The sequence below is a fragment of the Kribbella sp. NPDC051936 genome (assembly GCF_040680955.1).
Lineage (GTDB): Bacteria > Actinomycetota > Actinomycetes > Propionibacteriales > Kribbellaceae > Kribbella.
This window is the reverse complement of record NZ_JBFAXS010000010.1, coordinates 38829-54722: the sequence shown is the minus strand read 5'-3', so window position 1 is coordinate 54722 and position 15894 is coordinate 38829. Positions and strand designations below refer to the sequence as shown.

The following is a 15894-nucleotide window of genomic DNA, read 5'->3' as shown; positions in this document are numbered from 1 at the left end:
TCGTCGGCCACATGCTGCAGCACCTGGCCGGCCGGGTCTGGATCTACCCGCACGACCCGGATCCGGACGCGATCCGCCCGTCCGTCGCCGTGGTCGCCGACGACCGCGGCAGCGTGCTCGTCGACGCCGGTAACAGTCCCGAGCACGCCCGCGCCATCGGTACGGCGATCGAGGCGGCCGGACTGCCCGCGCCGAGGTGGCTCGTCTACACCCACCACCACTGGGATCACACCTGGGGCGCCTGCGGCTGGCCGGACGTGACTGTCATCGCACACTCCAGCGCCGTCGACCTGCTGGCAGAGGAGTCCGAGCGCCCCTGGAGCCACCGCTACCTTCACGACCAGGTCGAGGCCGACCCGAAACTCGGCCCGAGCTTCCGCGCCCGCGCCTTGGCCGTTCCCGACTGGACCGATTTCCGCATCGTCCTCCCGGACGAAACCTTCGACGACACGCTCACGCTGCCGATTGACGTCGTACTGCGGCATGTCGGCGGCAACCACGCGCCCGACTCCCTCATCGTCCTCGCCGATGGTGTCGCCCTCCTCGGCGACGCGTTCTACCCGCCGCCGTACCACCTGCGCACCCCCGACGACACGGTCGACTACGCGATGATCAAGCAGTTGCTGTCCGAGCGGCACGACTGGTACGTCGACGCGCACTCACCGCCCCGCAGCCGGTCAGCCGCGCTCGCCATCCCCTAGCGGCGATCGGTCGCCGACGAACCACAGGTGCCCGAACGGGTCCAGGAACGACCCCTGCCGATGCGTCCCCCAGGGCACGGCGTGATCGCGCACCGGGTCGAAGCTCCCGTCCGCGCCCGCCTCGACGGCACGCTGGACGAAGCCGTCCGGGTCGTCCACGAACACCTCGACCCGCACCGTGGGGGCGCCGGTCGCCGCGGGCGTGTTCCAGATGTTGTTCCCGGGCTCGCCGAGGAACAGCGGGGCGCCGCCGATACTCAGCCCGATCACGCTGCCCAGGTTCCACAGTTCGACGGCGCCGAGCGCCTGTGCGTACCAGCGTGCGGCGGCCGGGGCGTCGGATACCGCCAGCATCACCGAGATCTGCGTCGGTCTGTCCATGCCCCAGTAACGCACGGCGAAGGTCCGCCCACCGGACCTGGCGGCGGGCCGCGCGACCGGGACCCGTAGGCTGGGCGCGCGATGAAGAGTTTCGAGGAGCTGTTTGCCGAGCTGGGTGAGAAGGCGGCGACACGGCCGGAGGGTTCCGGGACTGTGGCGGCGCTGGACGCCGGCGTGCACGCGATCGGCAAGAAGCTGGTCGAGGAAGCCGCCGAGTCCTGGATGGCCGCCGAGTACGAGAGCAAGGAGCGGGCCGCGGAGGAGCTGTCCCAGCTGCTCTACCACGCCCAGGTGATGATGCACGCGCTCGGCCTGGAGCTCGACGACGTGTACCGACATCTGTAGGAGCACCTCCCGCAGATCACCGGTTCACAACCCCAGAAAGGGTCAGTCGCCATGCTGCGCGTCGCAGTACCGAACAAGGGCTCGCTGAGCGAAGCCGCCACCGAGATGCTCGTCGAGGCCGGCTACAAGCAGCGCCGGAGCACCAAGGACCTCACTCTCACCGACGCGGCCAACGAGGTCGAGTTCTACTACCTCCGCCCGCGCGACATCGCCGTGTACGTCGGCGAGGGCACGCTCGACGTCGGCATCTCCGGCCGCGACCTGGTGCTCGACTCGCACGCCGACGCGGACGTGATCATGGGCCTCGGGTTCGGCTCGTCCACCTTCCGGTTCGCGGGGCGGCCCGGGGTCGCGGACACCGTGAAGGACCTGGCCGGCAAGCGGATCGCCACGTCGTACGCCGGGGTGCTGCAGGACCACCTGGCCGAGAACGGGGTCGACGCGTCGGTCGTGCGTCTCGACGGCGCCGTGGAGTCGGCCGTCCAGCTGGGCGTCGCGGACGTGATCGCGGACGTCGTGGAGACCGGGACGACGCTGCGCCAGGCCGGGCTCGAGGTGTTCGGGGAGCCGATCCTGCAGTCCGAGGGAGTGCTGATCAAGCGGCACGGCGTCGAGATCCCGCCGAACGGCCTGCAGCAGCTCGTCCGCCGGCTCGAGGGTGTCCTGATCGCGCGCAACTACGTGATGATGGACTACGACATCCGCGCCGAGGACGTGGACGCCGCCACCGCGGTCGCGCCCGGTCTGGAGTCGCCGACCGTCTCGCCGCTGCACCGGCAGGGCTGGGTCGCCGTCCGCGTCATGGTCCAGCGGGCCGAGGCGCAGCGGCTGATGGACCAGCTCTGGGAGGTCGGCGCCCGCGCGATCCTCACCACCGACATCCACGCATGCCGGATCTGAAGCCTGCGGTCATGTCCGGGTCGACAGACAGCGTGTACGCGTTCCATCCGCGGATCGTGGCGGCGATGGCGGCCGGCATGGGGTTGTCGTTGATCGCCGTGTTCGGGGTGATCTGGTTCCGGTTGTCGCCGGAGGACCGCGCCACGTTCGACTGGTTCCAGCGGATCACCCTGCTGGCGTTCTTCGGCGCCGTGCTCTGGATCCTGTACCGGATGTCGACGCTGCGGGTGACCGCGTACCCGGACCGGCTGCGGATCCGGAACGTGTTCAAGTCCTACACGCTGACCTGGTCGGAGGTCACCGCGCTGCGCTTCCGGCCCGGGGACGCGTGGCTGCAGCTGTTCGATGCCGACGACAACCGGATCGGCATCCTCGCGGTCCAGACCGCCGAGGGCGCGCGGGCGACCCGGGCCGCCAAGCAACTGGCGGCGGTCGCCCGCGAGCACGGCGCGGGCCCTAGACAGACACCTGAAAACTAGTCGTGTGCGATTCGCCCGGCGCGAGGACGACCAGGTCCTGACCGGTGCGGAACGCGTCCGGCGGGCAGGTCATCGGCTCGACCGCGAGCGCCGTACGGCCGACAGCTTCGCCGGTGAACAGCTGCATCCACGGCGTGTCACCCGTCAGTACGGACCGCGCGCCGCTGTCCGGGTCGGTCAGGGCAACGGACCACTCGGCATCCAGCCCGGTGAAGGCGTTGTCGATCGAGGTCTCCCCGATCAGGCGGCCACCGCTGAAGTCGTACGGCGACCCGGCGACCGGCGCGAGGCCCGTCGGGGTCATCTGGTCCGCGGACACTTCCAGGCGATCGGCGGCGGTGAACTCGAGGACACAGTCGTCGATCACGCGTCCGACCGTCAGATACGGATGTGCTCCGTAGCCGTACGGCGCCGCACTACTGCCGATGTTCGTGGCGACAGCGGTGACCGTGAGCCGGTCCGTCAGCTGGTAGGTGAGGCGTAGGTCGAGTTGGTGGGGGTAGCCGGGCTGCCCGTGCAGGCGGTGGGTGGCGACGACGACCGCCGGGTCCGAGCCGTCGTCGGCGCGGGTCCAGTTGGCCCAGCGGGTCAGGCCGTGGATGGCGTTCTGCCGGGCGGGCTCGGTCAGGTACAGCTGCTGGTCGGCACCGTCGAACGTGTACTGCCCGTCGGTGATCCGGTTCGGCCACGGGAACAGGTGCTGCCCGAGCCCGGCATGCGCGGCCTCGTCCTCGGCGTACCCGAGCAGGACCGGCCGCCCCTCGTACGTCAGCTCCCGCACCCCGCCCCCGACACTCACCACGGTCGCCTCGAACCCGCCGCTGCGAAGGACCCACTGCTCACCCGATGGCAAAACGTTCATGGGTCTATCCTCACCGACCTGTCCATCGGGAGCGACCCCGTTCGTGGTGATGCTGTAGACACGCTGACAGGAGGTACGACGTGAAGTACATGCTGCTGATCAACGCCGGTGAGCTGGACCTGCAGGACGCGCCGGTGGGGTGCGAGCCGGAGGACTGGATGCGGTTCGACAAGGAGATCCAGGACGCCGGCGTGGTGGTCGCGTCCGAGTCGCTGGCCGATCTGGTCACCGCGACCCGGGTCGAGGTGGCCAACGACGGCCGGCGGACCGTGACCGACGGGCCGTTCGCGGAGACCCGGGAGGTGCTCGGCGGGTTCTACGTGATCGACGTACCGGACCTGGACGTCGCGCTCGACTGGGCCGCGAAGTGCCCCGGGTCGCGGGGCGGCGGATCCGTGATCGTCCGGCCGGTCGCCGAGTTCTGATGGAGCAGGTCGAGGCGGTCTTCCGGGAGGAGCGCGGCCGGCTGCTGGCCGCGCTCGCCCGGCGCTTCGGGGACCTCGACCTGGCCGAGGAGGTCACGTCGGAGGCGATCGAGGCGGCGCTCACCCGCTGGCCGATCGACGGCGTCCCGCCGAACCCGGGCGGCTGGCTGATGACCACCGCCCGGCGGAAGGCGGTCGACCGGCTCCGGCGGGACCAGGTGTACGCCGCCAAACTCGCGATTCTGCAGGTCGAGGCGGACCGGTCCGCGCCGCAGGCCGCCGGGGACGACCTGCCCGACGAGCGGCTGCAGCTGTTCTTCACCTGCGCGCACCCCGCGCTCGCCCCGGAGGACCGCGGCGCGCTGACCCTGCGCTGCCTGGCCGGGCTGACCACGCCGGAGGTCGCGCGGGCCTTCCTGGTCCCGACCGCGACGATGGCGAAGCGGATCGTCCGCGCGAAGAAGAAGATCCGGGAGGCGCGGATCCCGTTCCGGGTGCCCGGGCCGGACGAGCTGCCGGAGCGGCTGCCCGGTGTCCTGCAGGTGATCTACTCCGTCTTCACCGAGGGGTACGCCGCCAGCGCCGGCCCGTACCTGCAACGCCTGGACCTCGCCGAGGAAGCGATCCGCCTGGCCCGCATCGTGCACCGGCTGCTCCCGGACGCGCGCGAAGTCACCGGCCTGCTCGCCCTGATGCTGCTGATCCACGCCCGCCGCGACGCCCGCACCGGCCCGGACGGCGAGATCGTGCTGCTCGAGAACCAGGACCGCGGCCGCTGGGACCACGACATGATCGCCGAAGGGCGCGACCTGGTCGTCGCCGCCCTCACCGGCGGACCGCCCGGACCGTACGCCGTCCAGGCCGCGATCAACGCCGTGCACGACGAGGCGATCGACTTCGCCGGCACCGACTGGCCGCAGATCGTCCAGCTGTACGACGTGCTGCTGGACCTCGACCCGTCCCCGGTGGTCGCCCTGAACCGCGCCGCCGCGATCGCGCTCCGCGACGGACCCGCCGCCGGCCTTCAACTCCTCGACGAGCTCGCCGCCGAACCCCGCCTCCAGGACTACCACCCGTTCGCGCTGGCGCGGGCGGACCTCCTGCAGCGCCTCGGACAAGTGCCCGAGGCGATCACCGCTTACGAGCACGCACTTGCGCTGGCCGGTTCCGAGCCGGAACGAGCTCAGATCCGTGACCGGCTTGCCGCGTTGCAGCAGACTGACGCCATGGAGACCGTTTACGAAGCGGCAGGTGGGGCCGACGGCATGCTGCGGCTGGCGGCGGCGTGGCACGAGCGGGTGATGGCGGACGAGGTCGTCAGCCACGCCTTTCACGGCGGGGCGCGACCGGATCACACCGAGCGGCTCGCGGCGTACTGGGGAGAGGCCCTGGGCGGACCGTCCGTCTACACCGAGTCCTACGGCAGCGAGGCATCCGTCCAGCGCCGCCACGCGGGTAACGGTGAACACGACGAGATGAACCATCGCGCGATCGACTGCTTCGACGCGGCGCTGGTCGATGCCGGCATCGACGACGAGCGGGTCCGCTCGGTGCTGCACGACTACTTCGCCTGGGCCACCTTCAACACGATGTACCGGCACAACACCGAGGACATCGACGACGGCCAGGCCGTCACGCGGTGGTCGTGGGACGGACGTCAGGACGCGGCTGAGTCGTGAGGCGGTAGTGCCACCGACGTGGCGACGAGCTCGAGCGCGGGGTCGAAGGGTGTCGACGGGTTGCCGTCGACGATGACGTGGGCGCGGGAGCGGGTGGCCTGCTCGGCGAAATGGTCACGCTCCCAGCGCATCCACTCCAGCCAGTGGTCGCGCAGGGCCTCGCCGTCGCGGTCGATGCCGCGGTCCAGCCGGACCTCGTTCGACGTCTCGACCCACAGGCGCAGCGACTGCCAGTGCGCCGCGTCCCGGTCGCAGGCCGTGACGCCTTCGACGATCAGCAGATCGACGGTGCTCGGTACGACGTGCAACTCGGCGTACGCGCCCTGGTACCAGTCGTACCGCCGGTAGCGTCCCTCGCGGCCGTCGGCCAGCCGCTGCAGGACATGGTCGCGGAGCAGAGCGAAGCCGCGCTCCGCTCCGGTCCAGCCGTCGTAGAGGTCGTCCATGTGGATGACGGACGTGTTCAGGTCGCGCAGTTTCGCGCGGGCCTCGACGTGGGCGGCGACGGTGGTCTTTCCGGAGCCGGCCGGTCCGTCGATGCCGATCAGCCGGGTGCGGCCGAGATGGGGTGATCCGGCCTGGACGTTGTCCAGGAGCGAGTCGATGGTCAGGGGCGTGGGGCCGTGGTCAGGGGCCTTGTCAGTTGATTCCATGGCGCTTCAGGATGTCCTCGATCTCGTCGAACTCCGACGATTCCTGCTGCTTCGCCTTCCCCTTTGACGGCCCCCTTGAGCGCTCAGCAGCTTTGGTGGTAGTGGCCGACGCGGGCGCTGGACCTGTGCTCGTCAGCTCTCCCGCGGGCGAGGCGGGTTTCTTCTCTGCCTTCTTCTGGTTCCCACCGCGGCCGCGGGCTACACCGGACACGACGTACAGCACGACCGAGACGCCGAACAGCGCGACACCGGCCCAGACGGTCGGCGAGAAGATCAGGTGCGTGACCCAGCTCACGGAGGAGCGGACCACGTCCCAGACCAGCTCCAGCAGCCCGGTCAGGTATAGCGAGACCGGCAGCAGCGACCAGGCCACACCGCGCGTGCCGGCCGCGACCCCGCGGCGCCGCCACGCGGCCCACGAGCCGATCAGACCGAGCAGCGTGAGCCCTACGCAGAACGGCAGCAGCGTCAAATCGTTGAAGTCAGGCACATACCCAGGCTCGCACAGTTGGACCGCGATCCAAGAGGGGAACAGCCCTGACGGACCCCTGAAACCCCGGTCCGGGGACAATGAAGCCGTGCAACCACCACAGCGGAGACTGGCGTTCACCGGGTTCGACAACGACGACGGGTCGGCGGACCCGGCGCTGGCGACCGCGCTCGCCACCGGCGACGGGGGAGCGGTGCTCGCGGCGCTCACCAAGGCACGGCTGCTGGTGCCGGTCGTCGCGATGCTCGGCGAGGTGGAGTACGACGAGAACGGGCTGGCGCACGACAAGACGTCGGACATGGCTGTCGCGCTGCTCCAGGGCCAGGACGGGCGGAACGCGCTGCTCGCGTTCACCGGCACCGAGAGCCTGGCGCGCTGGAGTCCGGAGGCCCGCCCGATGCCGGCCCAGGCGCAGCTGGTCGCCACAGCGGCGATCCAGGAAGGCGCGGCCGCGATCGTGCTGGACATCGCCGGCCCGGCCGCGGGCGTGATCGAGACCGACGACGTACGCCGCTTGGCCGCCGGCTTCCAGGTGGTGCGGCTGGAGGACGGCGGCTACGCGTGGGTCGAGGTCACGGAGTAGATCACTGGGTAACCAGTACGTCGGACTTGCGGTGGTAGGACTCGTTCGTCCACCACAGCATCGCGACGACTGCGCCGAGCCCGAGGTCTGACCAGAGCCACCACGGGCTGTCGAAGTGGCCGAACATCGCCAGCGACGCCCAGACCACGAACTGCACCACGCAGGTGACCAGCCAGACGCCGGTCGCGACACGGAGCGCAGTCGTCAGCCCGCGCGGCGGGGCCGCGTCCGCGACGCCGGCGAGGATCCTCCGGAGCTCGCCGCGGGTCCGGGCCGCGAGCACGCGGTCCTGCCGGTCGCTCGCCTGGGCCGGGGTCAGCGCGGCCTGCCGGACGGCGCTTTCGAGCTTGGAGATCGCCGCGCGCCGGTCGGCGTCGGTGAGCTGGACCTGGTCGGGGGTCAGCAGCGGTTCGAGGATCGTGTTCATGGTCGTTGGTCCTTTCAGCGGGTTCCGATGTAAAAAGCGTATGGATTGCACAGTTTCGGCGCGCGCTGCTCAGGACCCGTTTCCGCGGTGGTGCTAACACCCCTGTCCGGTGCGCGGCGGCGTACGTCAGGATGGGAGACATGACCGAGGACCACGCGGACCTGCCGCCGGGGCTGGCCCTGTCCTGGGGTGTGCTGCCGGTGCAGCGGCGCGGGCCGAAGCCGGCGCTGTCGATCGAGCAGATCGTGGCCACCGGCATCGAGTTCGGCGATCGGTACGGGTTCGAGGCGGTCTCGCTGCAGCGGATCGCGGCGCACCTCGGCGTCACCACGAACGCGATGTACCGCTACGTGCGGTCCAAGGAAGAGCTGATCGTGCTCGTCCACGACCAGGCGGTCGGCCTACCGCCCGAGCTGCCGTCCGGCTGGCGTGCCGCCGCGATCGCGTGGGTGGACGCGCAGGTCAAGCTGTACGCCGAGCGCCCGTGGCTGCTCGACGTACCGATCCGGGGCGCGCCCGTCACGCCGAACCTGCTGCGCTGGGTCGAGGTGATGCTCGCGGCCCTCGCCGGGACCGGGCTCAGCCAGCACGACAACCTCGGCTGTCTGGTGCTGCTGGACGGCTGGTCGCGGAACTACGCAACCCTGGCCCGTCAGCTCGGAGCGAGTGACACCACGCCGGTCCAGGCCGAGCAGGTCGGCAAGTTCCTGGTACCACGGCTGATCGAGGGCGGCTACCCGACGCTGACGGCGTTGTACCTCAACCACGAGTACGAGGACGAGCTCGACGACGACCTGGAGTTCGGGCTGGCCCGCATCCTCGACGGCATCGAGGTACTGATCGCCAAGCAGTCCTAGGCCCTGGCTGGTCTGTGTCATCTCGACAGGACGTGTCGCAACCAGTCGGCCGGTCTCACGCTCAACCGGCGGGCGTCGGTGCCGCAGCGCGCCGAGACGTCCTGTCGACCTGGTACACGATCAAGGCAGCGCGATCCGTACCGGCCCCTCGGTGCGGGCCTCGACCCAGCGGAGGTGGAAGTCGCTGCCGGGGGCAACTTCCGCGCGGCGGGCGGGCTCCGTGCGGAGGTTGATCGGCGCGGTCAGCGTGGTGGCGGGCGGTTGCGCCGGTACGCCGTTCGCGCGCACCGTCGCGATCAGGTCGGCGAGCGCGTCAGCAGCCGGCTTGCGCCGGTGGTCGACGGTGAAAAGGCCGAGGTCGTACTCGCGGTCCGGGAAGTCGAGCAGGCGGCGGTCGATGTCGTGCGATGACCACCACGTCACGCCGTACAGCGCCGGGTTGCCCAGGACTGTCTCAACGGTCCGCCGGGTGAACTCGGCCTGCAGTTCGACGGGGATATCGGGCCCGGGCACGCCGATCTCCTGCAGCCAGACCGGGCGCTCCGGCGCCAGGGACTTCGCGAGCTCGATCAGGTAGTCGGCGTGCGTGAGGGTGGCCGGGCCGAGGGGACCGTCCACTCGTGAGACCCCGTTGAAAACCCACGAGTGGACAGTGGTCAGATCCCCGACATCCACCGCGTCGACCGGGTGGAACGGATGGTCGCCCTTGTACCAGGCGTCGTCGAAGACAGAGTGCAGCGCGAGGACGCCGGGCGCGGCCTGCTTCAGCGTGGCCAGCAGGTCCTGCGCCCAGGCGGTCGAGGCCTCCGGCGTGGTCGGGCTGTCCGGCCAGAGGTTGTTGACCTCGTTGCCGAGCGTGATCGCGAAGACGTTCGGCTTTGCGGCGACCGCCCGGGCCACGACGTCGACGTACGCCGTGAGTCCGTCGCGGACCGTGCTGTCCTCGAACAGGCTGCTCTTGTGCCAGGTCAGCACCCACGACGGGAGGAAGTCGAAGCTGGACAGGTGCCCCTGGATCAGGTCGACCGCGACGCTCAGCCCGTGCTCGGCGGCCGCGTCGATGGTGTCCAGCAGGTCGGCGATCGCACGCTCGCGGATGATCGCCCGGTTCGGCTGGATCCACGGCCAGACCGGGAACACCCGGACGTGGTCCAGGCCGAGGCCGGCCAGGTCCGCGAAGTCCCGGCGGACCGCGTCGCCGTCGTAATCCAGCCAGCTGTAGAACCATCCCGCCGAGGGCACGTAGTTCGCACCGAACCTGGGCACGACGGTCTCCGAAGCCATGCGAGGATGCTAAATCGGTTTAGGCCATCAGGGCAACATCAGGCCGGGGGAGCGGTCGACTCGCGGACGGTCAGGACCGGGTCGGCGGAGCGGCGGTTGATCACCGTGCCGGGGTCGGCGATGGTCTGCAGCAGCACCTCGGCGGCCTGGCGGCCGAAGTCGAAGGTGTCGCGGGACAGCGCCGTCAGCGCCGGGTGCATGAGCTGGGTGAGGATCGAGTCGTCGAACGCGACGATCGACAGGTCGCCCGGGACCGACACGCCCATCTCCATCGCGACGCCGAGCCCGGCCACCGCCATCACGTCGCTGTCGTAGACGATCGCGGTCGGGCGGTCCGGCTGGGAGAGCAGCTTGCGGGTGATCGCGGCGCCCTCCGCGTCGCTGAAGTCGGTGGTCAGCGAGGGCGCGTCGAGCAGCCCGAGCCGGGGCGCGGCGTCGCGGACGGCCCGGATCCGGCGCTGGGTGTGCTGGAAGTTCGGCGTACCGGCCACGTGGGCGATCCGGCGATGACCGAGCGCGGCCAGATACTCCACGATCGAGAGCATCGCGTCCCGGTCGTCGGCCCAGACCGAGGCCAGCGCGCCCTTGCCGCCGCGGCCGCCGATCACCACGGCCGGCAGTTCGAGCGCCTTCAGTGCCTCGACCCGCGGGTCCTTCACGGTCAGGTCGACCAGGATCACGCCGTCGACCCGGTGCTCCGACGCCCAGCGCCGGTACACCTCGATCTCGGCCGCGGTGTCCTCGACGATCAGCAGCTGCAGCGAGATCGACTCCGCGGACAGGCCCGACTGGACGCCGGACAGCAGGTGCGCGAAGAACGGCTCGACGCCGAGCGTCCGGGCCGGTCGGGCGATCACCATGCCGACCGAGTCGACCCGCGACGCACCGAGCGCGCGCGCCGCGCTGTGCGGCCGCCAGCTCATCTGCTCGGCGATCTTCAGGATCCGCTCCCGGGTCGCGTCGCTGACACCCGGCCGCCCGTTCAGCGCGAACGACACCGCGCCCTTGGACACCCCGGCCCTGGTCGCGATGTCCGCGATCGTCGGTCTCGCCATGCCTGGCACCTCCTTCTGAGGGTGTCTCGGGACTCTGCGCCTACTGCGCGGCGCTCGGCGGGCACATCGCTGCGTTGGAGGACGAGGCACGGAGAACCCCACTCCGTGCCTCGTCCTCCGCCTTGCGCTGCGCTCCGCCGAGCACCTGCTCGCGACGGCGCAGAGTCCCGAGACACCCTCTCTCCCTTGACAGCGGATTCTACGATGTGGATAGTTCGGGAGCTATACCGGTTTATCAAATCCAGGAGATCCCATGCGTAGACGCCGTTCGGCGCTCGTGGCCAGTCTTGCCGCCGCCGCTCTCACCCTCGCCGGATGCGGCCTCGGTTCCGAGGATTCCGGCGGCAGCGGCGGTGCCAAGCCGACCGTCGACGCGAACGCCCAGGTGACCGGTGAGGTCAGCTTCCAGACCTGGGCGCTGAAGCCCAAGTTCACGTCGTACGTCGAAGGCGTGATCAAGGCGTTCGAGGCGAAGTACCCGGGCACGCACGTCACTTGGCTGGACCAGCCCGGCGACGGTTACGACAAGAAGGTGCTGAGCCAGGCGTCGGCCGGCCAGCTCCCGGACGTCACGAACCTGCCGCCCGACTTCGCGCTGAGTCTCGCCAAGCAGAACATGCTGCTCGACGTCGCCGCCGCGGACCCGAAGCTGAGCGAGGAGTACGTCGAGGGCGGCGTGCAGGCGTACCAGTACCAGGGCATGGACGGCACCTTCGGCTACCCGTGGTACCTGAACACCGACATCGACTACTGGAACGCGACCAAGTTCGCCGCGGCCGGCCTGGACGCGAAGAACCCGCCGAAGACCTTCGACGAGCTGCTCGCCGCCGCGAAGACGATGCACGACAAGACCGGCGGCAAGGAATACCTGATGAGCCGGCTGCCCGGCATCGGTGACTTCACCAACGCCGGCGTCAAGATCCTGTCCGACGACGGCAAGAAGTTCGTCTTCAACACCCCCGAGGCCGCGGCGCTGCTGGACAAGTACCGCGACGCCTACAAGGCCGGGTACATGCCGCGCGACATCCTGACCAACGAGTACCTGGGCAACTCCAAGCTCTTCACCCAGGGCAAGGTCGCCTGGACCACCGGCGGCGGCAACGCGATCCAGGACTTCAACAAGGACAACCCGTCGCTGAAGGGCAAGGTCGTCCCGTCGCCGGCGCTCGACACCCCGCCGCTGTACGTGCAGGGGCTGTCGGTCTCGGCCAAGACCAAGAACCAAGCCGCGGCGATCGCGCTCGCCCGGTTCGTCACCAACGCCGAGAACCAGGCCGCGTTCGCGAAGATCGTGAACATCTTCCCGTCCACCAAGGCGTCCGCGTCCGACCCGTACTTCTCGAAGTCCGACGGCACGCCGGAGAGTGACGCGAAGGTGCTCGCGTTCGAGTCGCTGGCCAAGGCCAAGGTGCTGCAGCCGCCGGTGATCAGCGGCGCGACCAACGACTTCATCGGGCAGCAGATCTCGCTGGCGATCTCCGGCAAGATCTCCTCGCAGGCAGCCCTCGACGCCGCGGTGGCCAAGGCCAACCAGCTGCTGACCCAGTGATGCGTTCCAACCGTTGGTTCACCCCGTGGGTGCTGGTGATCCCAGCACTCACGTGGTTGCTGGTCTTCAACCTCTGGCCGTCGATCAACACCGTCATCCTGTCGTTCACCAACGCCAAGCCGCTGGGTGGCGGGACCTTCGTCGGCCTGAAGAACTTCGAGACCCTGCTGCACGACGAGCAGCTGCGGTGGGCGCTGCTGAACAGCGTGATCTACATGGTGGTCTGCCTGCCGTTCCTGACCGTCCTGCCGCTGCTGCTCGCCGTGCTGGTGGAGAAGAAGCTGCCCGGGATGACGTTCTTCCGGACCGCGTTCTACACCCCGGTGGTGGCGTCGGCGGTCGTGGTGGCCCTGATCTGGCAGTGGATCCTGGACGACCGCGGCCTGGTCAACGGGCTGGCCGAGAAGCTCGGGGTCATCTCCGGGCCGCTGCCGTTCCTGTCCGACCAGTGGCTGTTGCTGCTGAGCGCGATCAGCCTGACGATCTGGAAGGGGCTCGGGTACTACATGATCATCTACCTGGCCGCTCTCGGGAACGTCGGGCGTGAGCTGCACGAGGCCGCCGCGGTCGACGGCGCCGGGCCGCTGCGGCGGTTCCTGCACGTGACCGTGCCGGGCGTCCGCGGGACCATGATCCTGATCTCGATCCTGATCTCGGTGTCCGCGCTGCGGGTGTTCTCGGAGCTGTTCATCCTGAGCGGCGGCAAGGGCGGACCGGGCGGCCGGGACAACTCGGTGGTGATGCTGATCCAGCAGTACAGCCAGGGCTTCGAGGGCAACCTCGGGTACGCGTCCGCGTTGTCGATCGTGCTGTTCTTCGTCACGGTCGTCCCGATGCTGGTGCTGGCCCGTCTCAATCGCCGGGGAGCTGAAGCATGAGCGTTGTCACCGATCCGGCCCGGCCGGCCGTCGCCCCGGAGGCGCCGAAGCCCGTCCGGCGCAAGGGATCGTTCGGGTTCAACTCGGTCTCGCCGCGGGAGAAGGTCGCGCGGTACGTCCTGCTGGTGTTCGTGCTGCTGATCACGATCGGGCCGTTCCTCTGGCAGCTGTCGACGTCGCTGAAGGGATCCGGGGAGGACATCTACACCCGGATCCCGCGGCTGCTGCCGGCGCAACCGACGTTCGACCACTACAAGGCGGTCACCGACACGATCCCGGTCTGGGACTACGCGCGGAACTCGCTCGTGGTCGCGTTCCTGGTGGTCGGCGGCAACATCGTCGGCGCGTCGCTGGCCGGGTTCGCGATCTCCCGGCTGCAGTTCCGCGGCCGCAAGATCGTCCTCGGCCTGTTCCTCGCGACGCTGGTCCTGCCGGGTGAGGTCACGATCATCTCGCAGTACGTGACGGTCCGGGAGTTCGGGCTGGCGAACACGTTGTTCGGCGTCGCGTTGCCGGGCATGATCGGCGCCCTCAACGTGCTGCTGATGTACAACGCGTTCCGGGCGCTGCCGCTCGAGGTCGACCAGGCGGCGATCGTGGACGGCGCGAACGCATGGCAACGGTTCGTGTACATCGGCCTGCCGTCGGTGCGCGGGACGATCAGCGTGATCGCGATCTTCGCGTTCATCGGCGCCTGGGACGACTTCCTCTGGCCGCTGATCGTGCTGACCGATCCGGACAAGTACACGCTGACCGTCGGCCTGCAGTACCTGTCCGGCACGTTCAGCAACAACCCCCGGCTGATCGCGGCCGGCACGATGATCGCGTTCATCCCGATCGTGATCGTCTTCGCCACCCTCCAGCGCTTCTTCTTCAAGGGCGTCGAGGAAGGCGCGGTCAAGGGCTGACGCGACCCGGCTCCGGCCCCGCGGTGGCCGGAGCCCGGTCGCGTGCCGCCGGACTACCTCACCAGCACGATCGAGTTGATCGGCGTGAAGTCGTACGACGCGTACTCACCGGTGTAGCGCTGCACCGGGTAGCAGTTCGTGCCGTTGTAGCCCTTGCAGATCTGGAAGCCGGCGCCGCCGGTCTGACTGTTGATCAGGACCTTGTAACCGGTCACGTTCTGCAGGTTGTGCGCGCCGTAGCTGTACCAGATGTTCTTGCTCAGGATGCTGCCGTTCGGCTCCCGCAGACACACGGCGCCCGACGGGCAGGTCGCCGTCGTGCCCATGGTCGCCGCGGCCCCTGCCGACGCCGTCGACGCCGCGTCGGCCGTCGGCGCCAGCGCCATCCCGGTACCGATCACAGCGGCGGCGATGCCGGCAGCAGTCATAGCAATCTTGCGCATTTCTGTCCCTCCCGAGTGGTGACCTCCGGTCGGAGGTCTCACTGTCGAAGGTAGGGGCGATGACCCTGTGCAGGCAGGGTGTTCGATCCAGTTTCGGGCTGGGCCGAAAAGGGTTGATCAGTGCAGCCGCGGTTCGGCGAAGTCGAGCCAGCGGGTGGTGTCCGCGGGCGTGTGGTGGCGGATCGACCAGTCCACCAGGCGGAGCGTCATGTGGGCCCAGTAGAGGCGCAGTACGGCGGGGTCGAGCCTGGTCTGCAGGAGGTCGTCGAACCACGCCAGGTCCGCGCCGGGCAGCCGGACGTGCGCGTCGAACCGCAACGTGACCAGGGCGAACCGGCGATCGCCGCGACCGATCCCGTCCCAGTCGACGATCCCGGTGATCCGGTCGGCGTCGGTCAGCACGTTGCCGGTGTGGAAGTCGAGGTGCACGAGGTCGTCGCCCGCCATGCCGCCCGGCTCGGCGCGGCCGATCTCATGCAGGCGGTCCAGGAGTTTCCGCGTGCGGTCGTCGTACACCTGGAGCGACTCGTGCAGGCAGAAGCCCGGGCCGCTCTCGAGCAGGTACATCGACGGAACCGGCAGGTTTCCGCCCCGGCCGGCGAACTGGTCGGTCAGCGCGATCATCGACTCCACTAGCGCCCGGTCGACCGTCTGCGGCGCCTGCCCCGGCAGGCGCTCCTGCACGACACCGACGCTGCCGGGAAGTTCGGCCAGCAAGTCGTACCGCGGGACGGGCAGGCCGTCCTGCCGCGCCGCGTCGAGGACCTCCGCCGTACGCCGGAGGTCGGCCGCCGAGCCGAATCCGCGGGTGAGGACGCCGTCCCGCCCGTCCGGCCAGCGCACGAACGCGGCCCCGACCTCGCCCGCCGCGGCCTGCCCCAGGAACTCCAGTCCGGCGCCGGTGGCGTCGTTGACATCCCGCAGCAACTGCTGTGCGTCGAGCTTCGCCACCGGAGCGGGTACGCCGTCAGGACTCACGACACCCGACAGTAGTT

20 protein-coding genes are annotated in these 15894 nt (G+C 69.7%); 11 read left to right on the top strand and 9 right to left on the bottom strand.

The window, feature by feature from the left end:
- Positions 1-11 precede the first annotated feature (11 nt).
- Positions 12-701: an MBL fold metallo-hydrolase gene (locus AB0L64_RS32995; protein WP_363716566.1), complete on the top strand. Its 690-nt coding sequence runs from the start codon at positions 12-14 to the stop codon at positions 699-701.
- On the opposite strand, the gene AB0L64_RS32990 is transcribed toward AB0L64_RS32995, so the two are convergent.
- Positions 678-1082: a VOC family protein gene (locus AB0L64_RS32990; protein WP_363716564.1), complete on the bottom strand. Its 405-nt coding sequence runs from the start codon at positions 1080-1082 to the stop codon at positions 678-680. The genes AB0L64_RS32995 and AB0L64_RS32990 overlap by 24 nt on opposite strands.
- Before the next feature lie 81 nt (positions 1083-1163).
- Between AB0L64_RS32990 and AB0L64_RS32985 the strand changes: the two genes are divergently transcribed.
- From AB0L64_RS32985 to AB0L64_RS32975, 3 genes are read left to right on the top strand one after another with little or no spacing between them, the layout of a single operon-like run.
- Positions 1164-1427 carry a phosphoribosyl-ATP diphosphatase gene (locus AB0L64_RS32985; protein ID WP_355475986.1) on the top strand — a complete coding sequence of 88 codons (264 nt, stop codon included), beginning with the start codon at positions 1164-1166 and terminating at the stop codon, positions 1425-1427.
- Positions 1428-1478: 51 nt separating this feature from the next.
- Positions 1479-2327 carry an ATP phosphoribosyltransferase gene (hisG, locus tag AB0L64_RS32980; RefSeq protein ID WP_363716562.1) on the top strand — a complete coding sequence of 283 codons (849 nt, stop codon included), beginning with the start codon at positions 1479-1481 and terminating at the stop codon, positions 2325-2327.
- Between the two features lie 11 nt (positions 2328-2338).
- Positions 2339-2806 (top strand): PH domain-containing protein, encoded by a 468-nt coding sequence (locus AB0L64_RS32975; RefSeq protein ID WP_363716560.1) that lies wholly within the window; start codon positions 2339-2341, stop codon positions 2804-2806.
- On the opposite strand, the gene AB0L64_RS32970 is transcribed toward AB0L64_RS32975, so the two are convergent.
- On the bottom strand, positions 2784-3668 hold the full coding sequence (locus tag AB0L64_RS32970; RefSeq protein ID WP_363716558.1) for an aldose 1-epimerase family protein: 885 nt from the start codon (positions 3666-3668) through the stop codon (positions 2784-2786). The two genes, AB0L64_RS32975 and AB0L64_RS32970, sit on opposite strands and share 23 nt — an antisense overlap.
- Positions 3669-3757: 89 nt before the next feature.
- Between AB0L64_RS32970 and AB0L64_RS32965 the strand changes: the two genes are divergently transcribed.
- Complete coding sequence (locus AB0L64_RS32965) at positions 3758-4093, top strand: YciI family protein (RefSeq protein WP_355699072.1); 336 nt, start codon at positions 3758-3760, stop codon at positions 4091-4093.
- The gene (locus tag AB0L64_RS32960) at positions 4093-5772 is read left to right on the top strand and encodes a DUF6596 domain-containing protein (RefSeq protein ID WP_363716556.1); all 1680 of its coding nucleotides are present in this window, start codon (positions 4093-4095) and stop codon (positions 5770-5772) included. The genes AB0L64_RS32965 and AB0L64_RS32960 overlap by 1 nt, the downstream gene beginning before the upstream one ends.
- On the opposite strand, the gene AB0L64_RS32955 is transcribed toward AB0L64_RS32960, so the two are convergent.
- Positions 5751-6425 carry a hypothetical protein gene (locus AB0L64_RS32955; protein WP_363716554.1) on the bottom strand — a complete coding sequence of 225 codons (675 nt, stop codon included), beginning with the start codon at positions 6423-6425 and terminating at the stop codon, positions 5751-5753. The two genes, AB0L64_RS32960 and AB0L64_RS32955, sit on opposite strands and share 22 nt — an antisense overlap.
- The gene (locus AB0L64_RS32950; RefSeq protein WP_363716552.1) at positions 6412-6915 is read right to left on the bottom strand and encodes a hypothetical protein; all 504 of its coding nucleotides are present in this window, start codon (positions 6913-6915) and stop codon (positions 6412-6414) included. The genes AB0L64_RS32955 and AB0L64_RS32950 overlap by 14 nt, the downstream gene beginning before the upstream one ends.
- Before the next feature lie 88 nt (positions 6916-7003).
- On the opposite strand from AB0L64_RS32950, the gene AB0L64_RS32945 reads away from it, so the two are divergent.
- Positions 7004-7498 carry an SseB family protein gene (locus tag AB0L64_RS32945; RefSeq protein ID WP_363716550.1) on the top strand — a complete coding sequence of 165 codons (495 nt, stop codon included), beginning with the start codon at positions 7004-7006 and terminating at the stop codon, positions 7496-7498.
- A 1-nt stretch (position 7499) separates the two neighbouring features.
- Here AB0L64_RS32945 and AB0L64_RS32940 read toward each other — a convergent pair whose 3' ends face one another.
- A complete protein-coding gene (locus AB0L64_RS32940; protein WP_363716548.1) occupies positions 7500-7925 on the bottom strand; it encodes a DUF1707 domain-containing protein in 426 nt (141 codons plus the stop codon).
- Between the two features lie 140 nt (positions 7926-8065).
- Here AB0L64_RS32940 and AB0L64_RS32935 point away from each other — a divergent pair, with 140 nt between their 5' ends.
- A complete protein-coding gene (locus AB0L64_RS32935) occupies positions 8066-8782 on the top strand; it encodes a TetR/AcrR family transcriptional regulator (protein ID WP_363716546.1) in 717 nt (238 codons plus the stop codon).
- Between the two features lie 120 nt (positions 8783-8902).
- Here the strand turns inward: AB0L64_RS32935 and AB0L64_RS32930 are convergent, their stop codons facing one another.
- Complete coding sequence (locus AB0L64_RS32930; protein WP_363716544.1) at positions 8903-10066, bottom strand: glycosyl hydrolase; 1164 nt, start codon at positions 10064-10066, stop codon at positions 8903-8905.
- A 38-nt stretch (positions 10067-10104) separates the two neighbouring features.
- Positions 10105-11121: a LacI family DNA-binding transcriptional regulator gene (locus AB0L64_RS32925; protein ID WP_355699020.1), complete on the bottom strand. Its 1017-nt coding sequence runs from the start codon at positions 11119-11121 to the stop codon at positions 10105-10107.
- Positions 11122-11374: 253 nt separating this feature from the next.
- Between AB0L64_RS32925 and AB0L64_RS32920 the strand changes: the two genes are divergently transcribed.
- The 3 genes from AB0L64_RS32920 to AB0L64_RS32910 are packed head-to-tail and all read left to right on the top strand — an operon-like array spanning position 11375 to position 14456.
- Positions 11375-12670, top strand: coding sequence for a sugar ABC transporter substrate-binding protein (locus AB0L64_RS32920; protein ID WP_363716542.1), 1296 nt, complete (start codon positions 11375-11377; stop codon positions 12668-12670).
- Complete coding sequence (locus AB0L64_RS32915; protein WP_363716540.1) at positions 12670-13548, top strand: sugar ABC transporter permease; 879 nt, start codon at positions 12670-12672, stop codon at positions 13546-13548. The genes AB0L64_RS32920 and AB0L64_RS32915 overlap by 1 nt, the downstream gene beginning before the upstream one ends.
- The gene (locus tag AB0L64_RS32910) at positions 13545-14456 is read left to right on the top strand and encodes a carbohydrate ABC transporter permease (protein WP_363716538.1); all 912 of its coding nucleotides are present in this window, start codon (positions 13545-13547) and stop codon (positions 14454-14456) included. Before AB0L64_RS32915 ends, AB0L64_RS32910 begins: the two co-directional genes overlap by 4 nt.
- Before the next feature lie 53 nt (positions 14457-14509).
- On the opposite strand, the gene AB0L64_RS32905 is transcribed toward AB0L64_RS32910, so the two are convergent.
- Entirely contained in the window at positions 14510-14899 is a 390-nt protein-coding gene (locus AB0L64_RS32905) for a hypothetical protein (protein WP_363716536.1), read from the bottom strand.
- 117 nt (positions 14900-15016) lie between these two features.
- Entirely contained in the window at positions 15017-15877 is an 861-nt protein-coding gene (locus tag AB0L64_RS32900) for a phosphotransferase (RefSeq protein WP_363716534.1), read from the bottom strand.
- Positions 15878-15894: the final 17 nt, after the last annotated feature.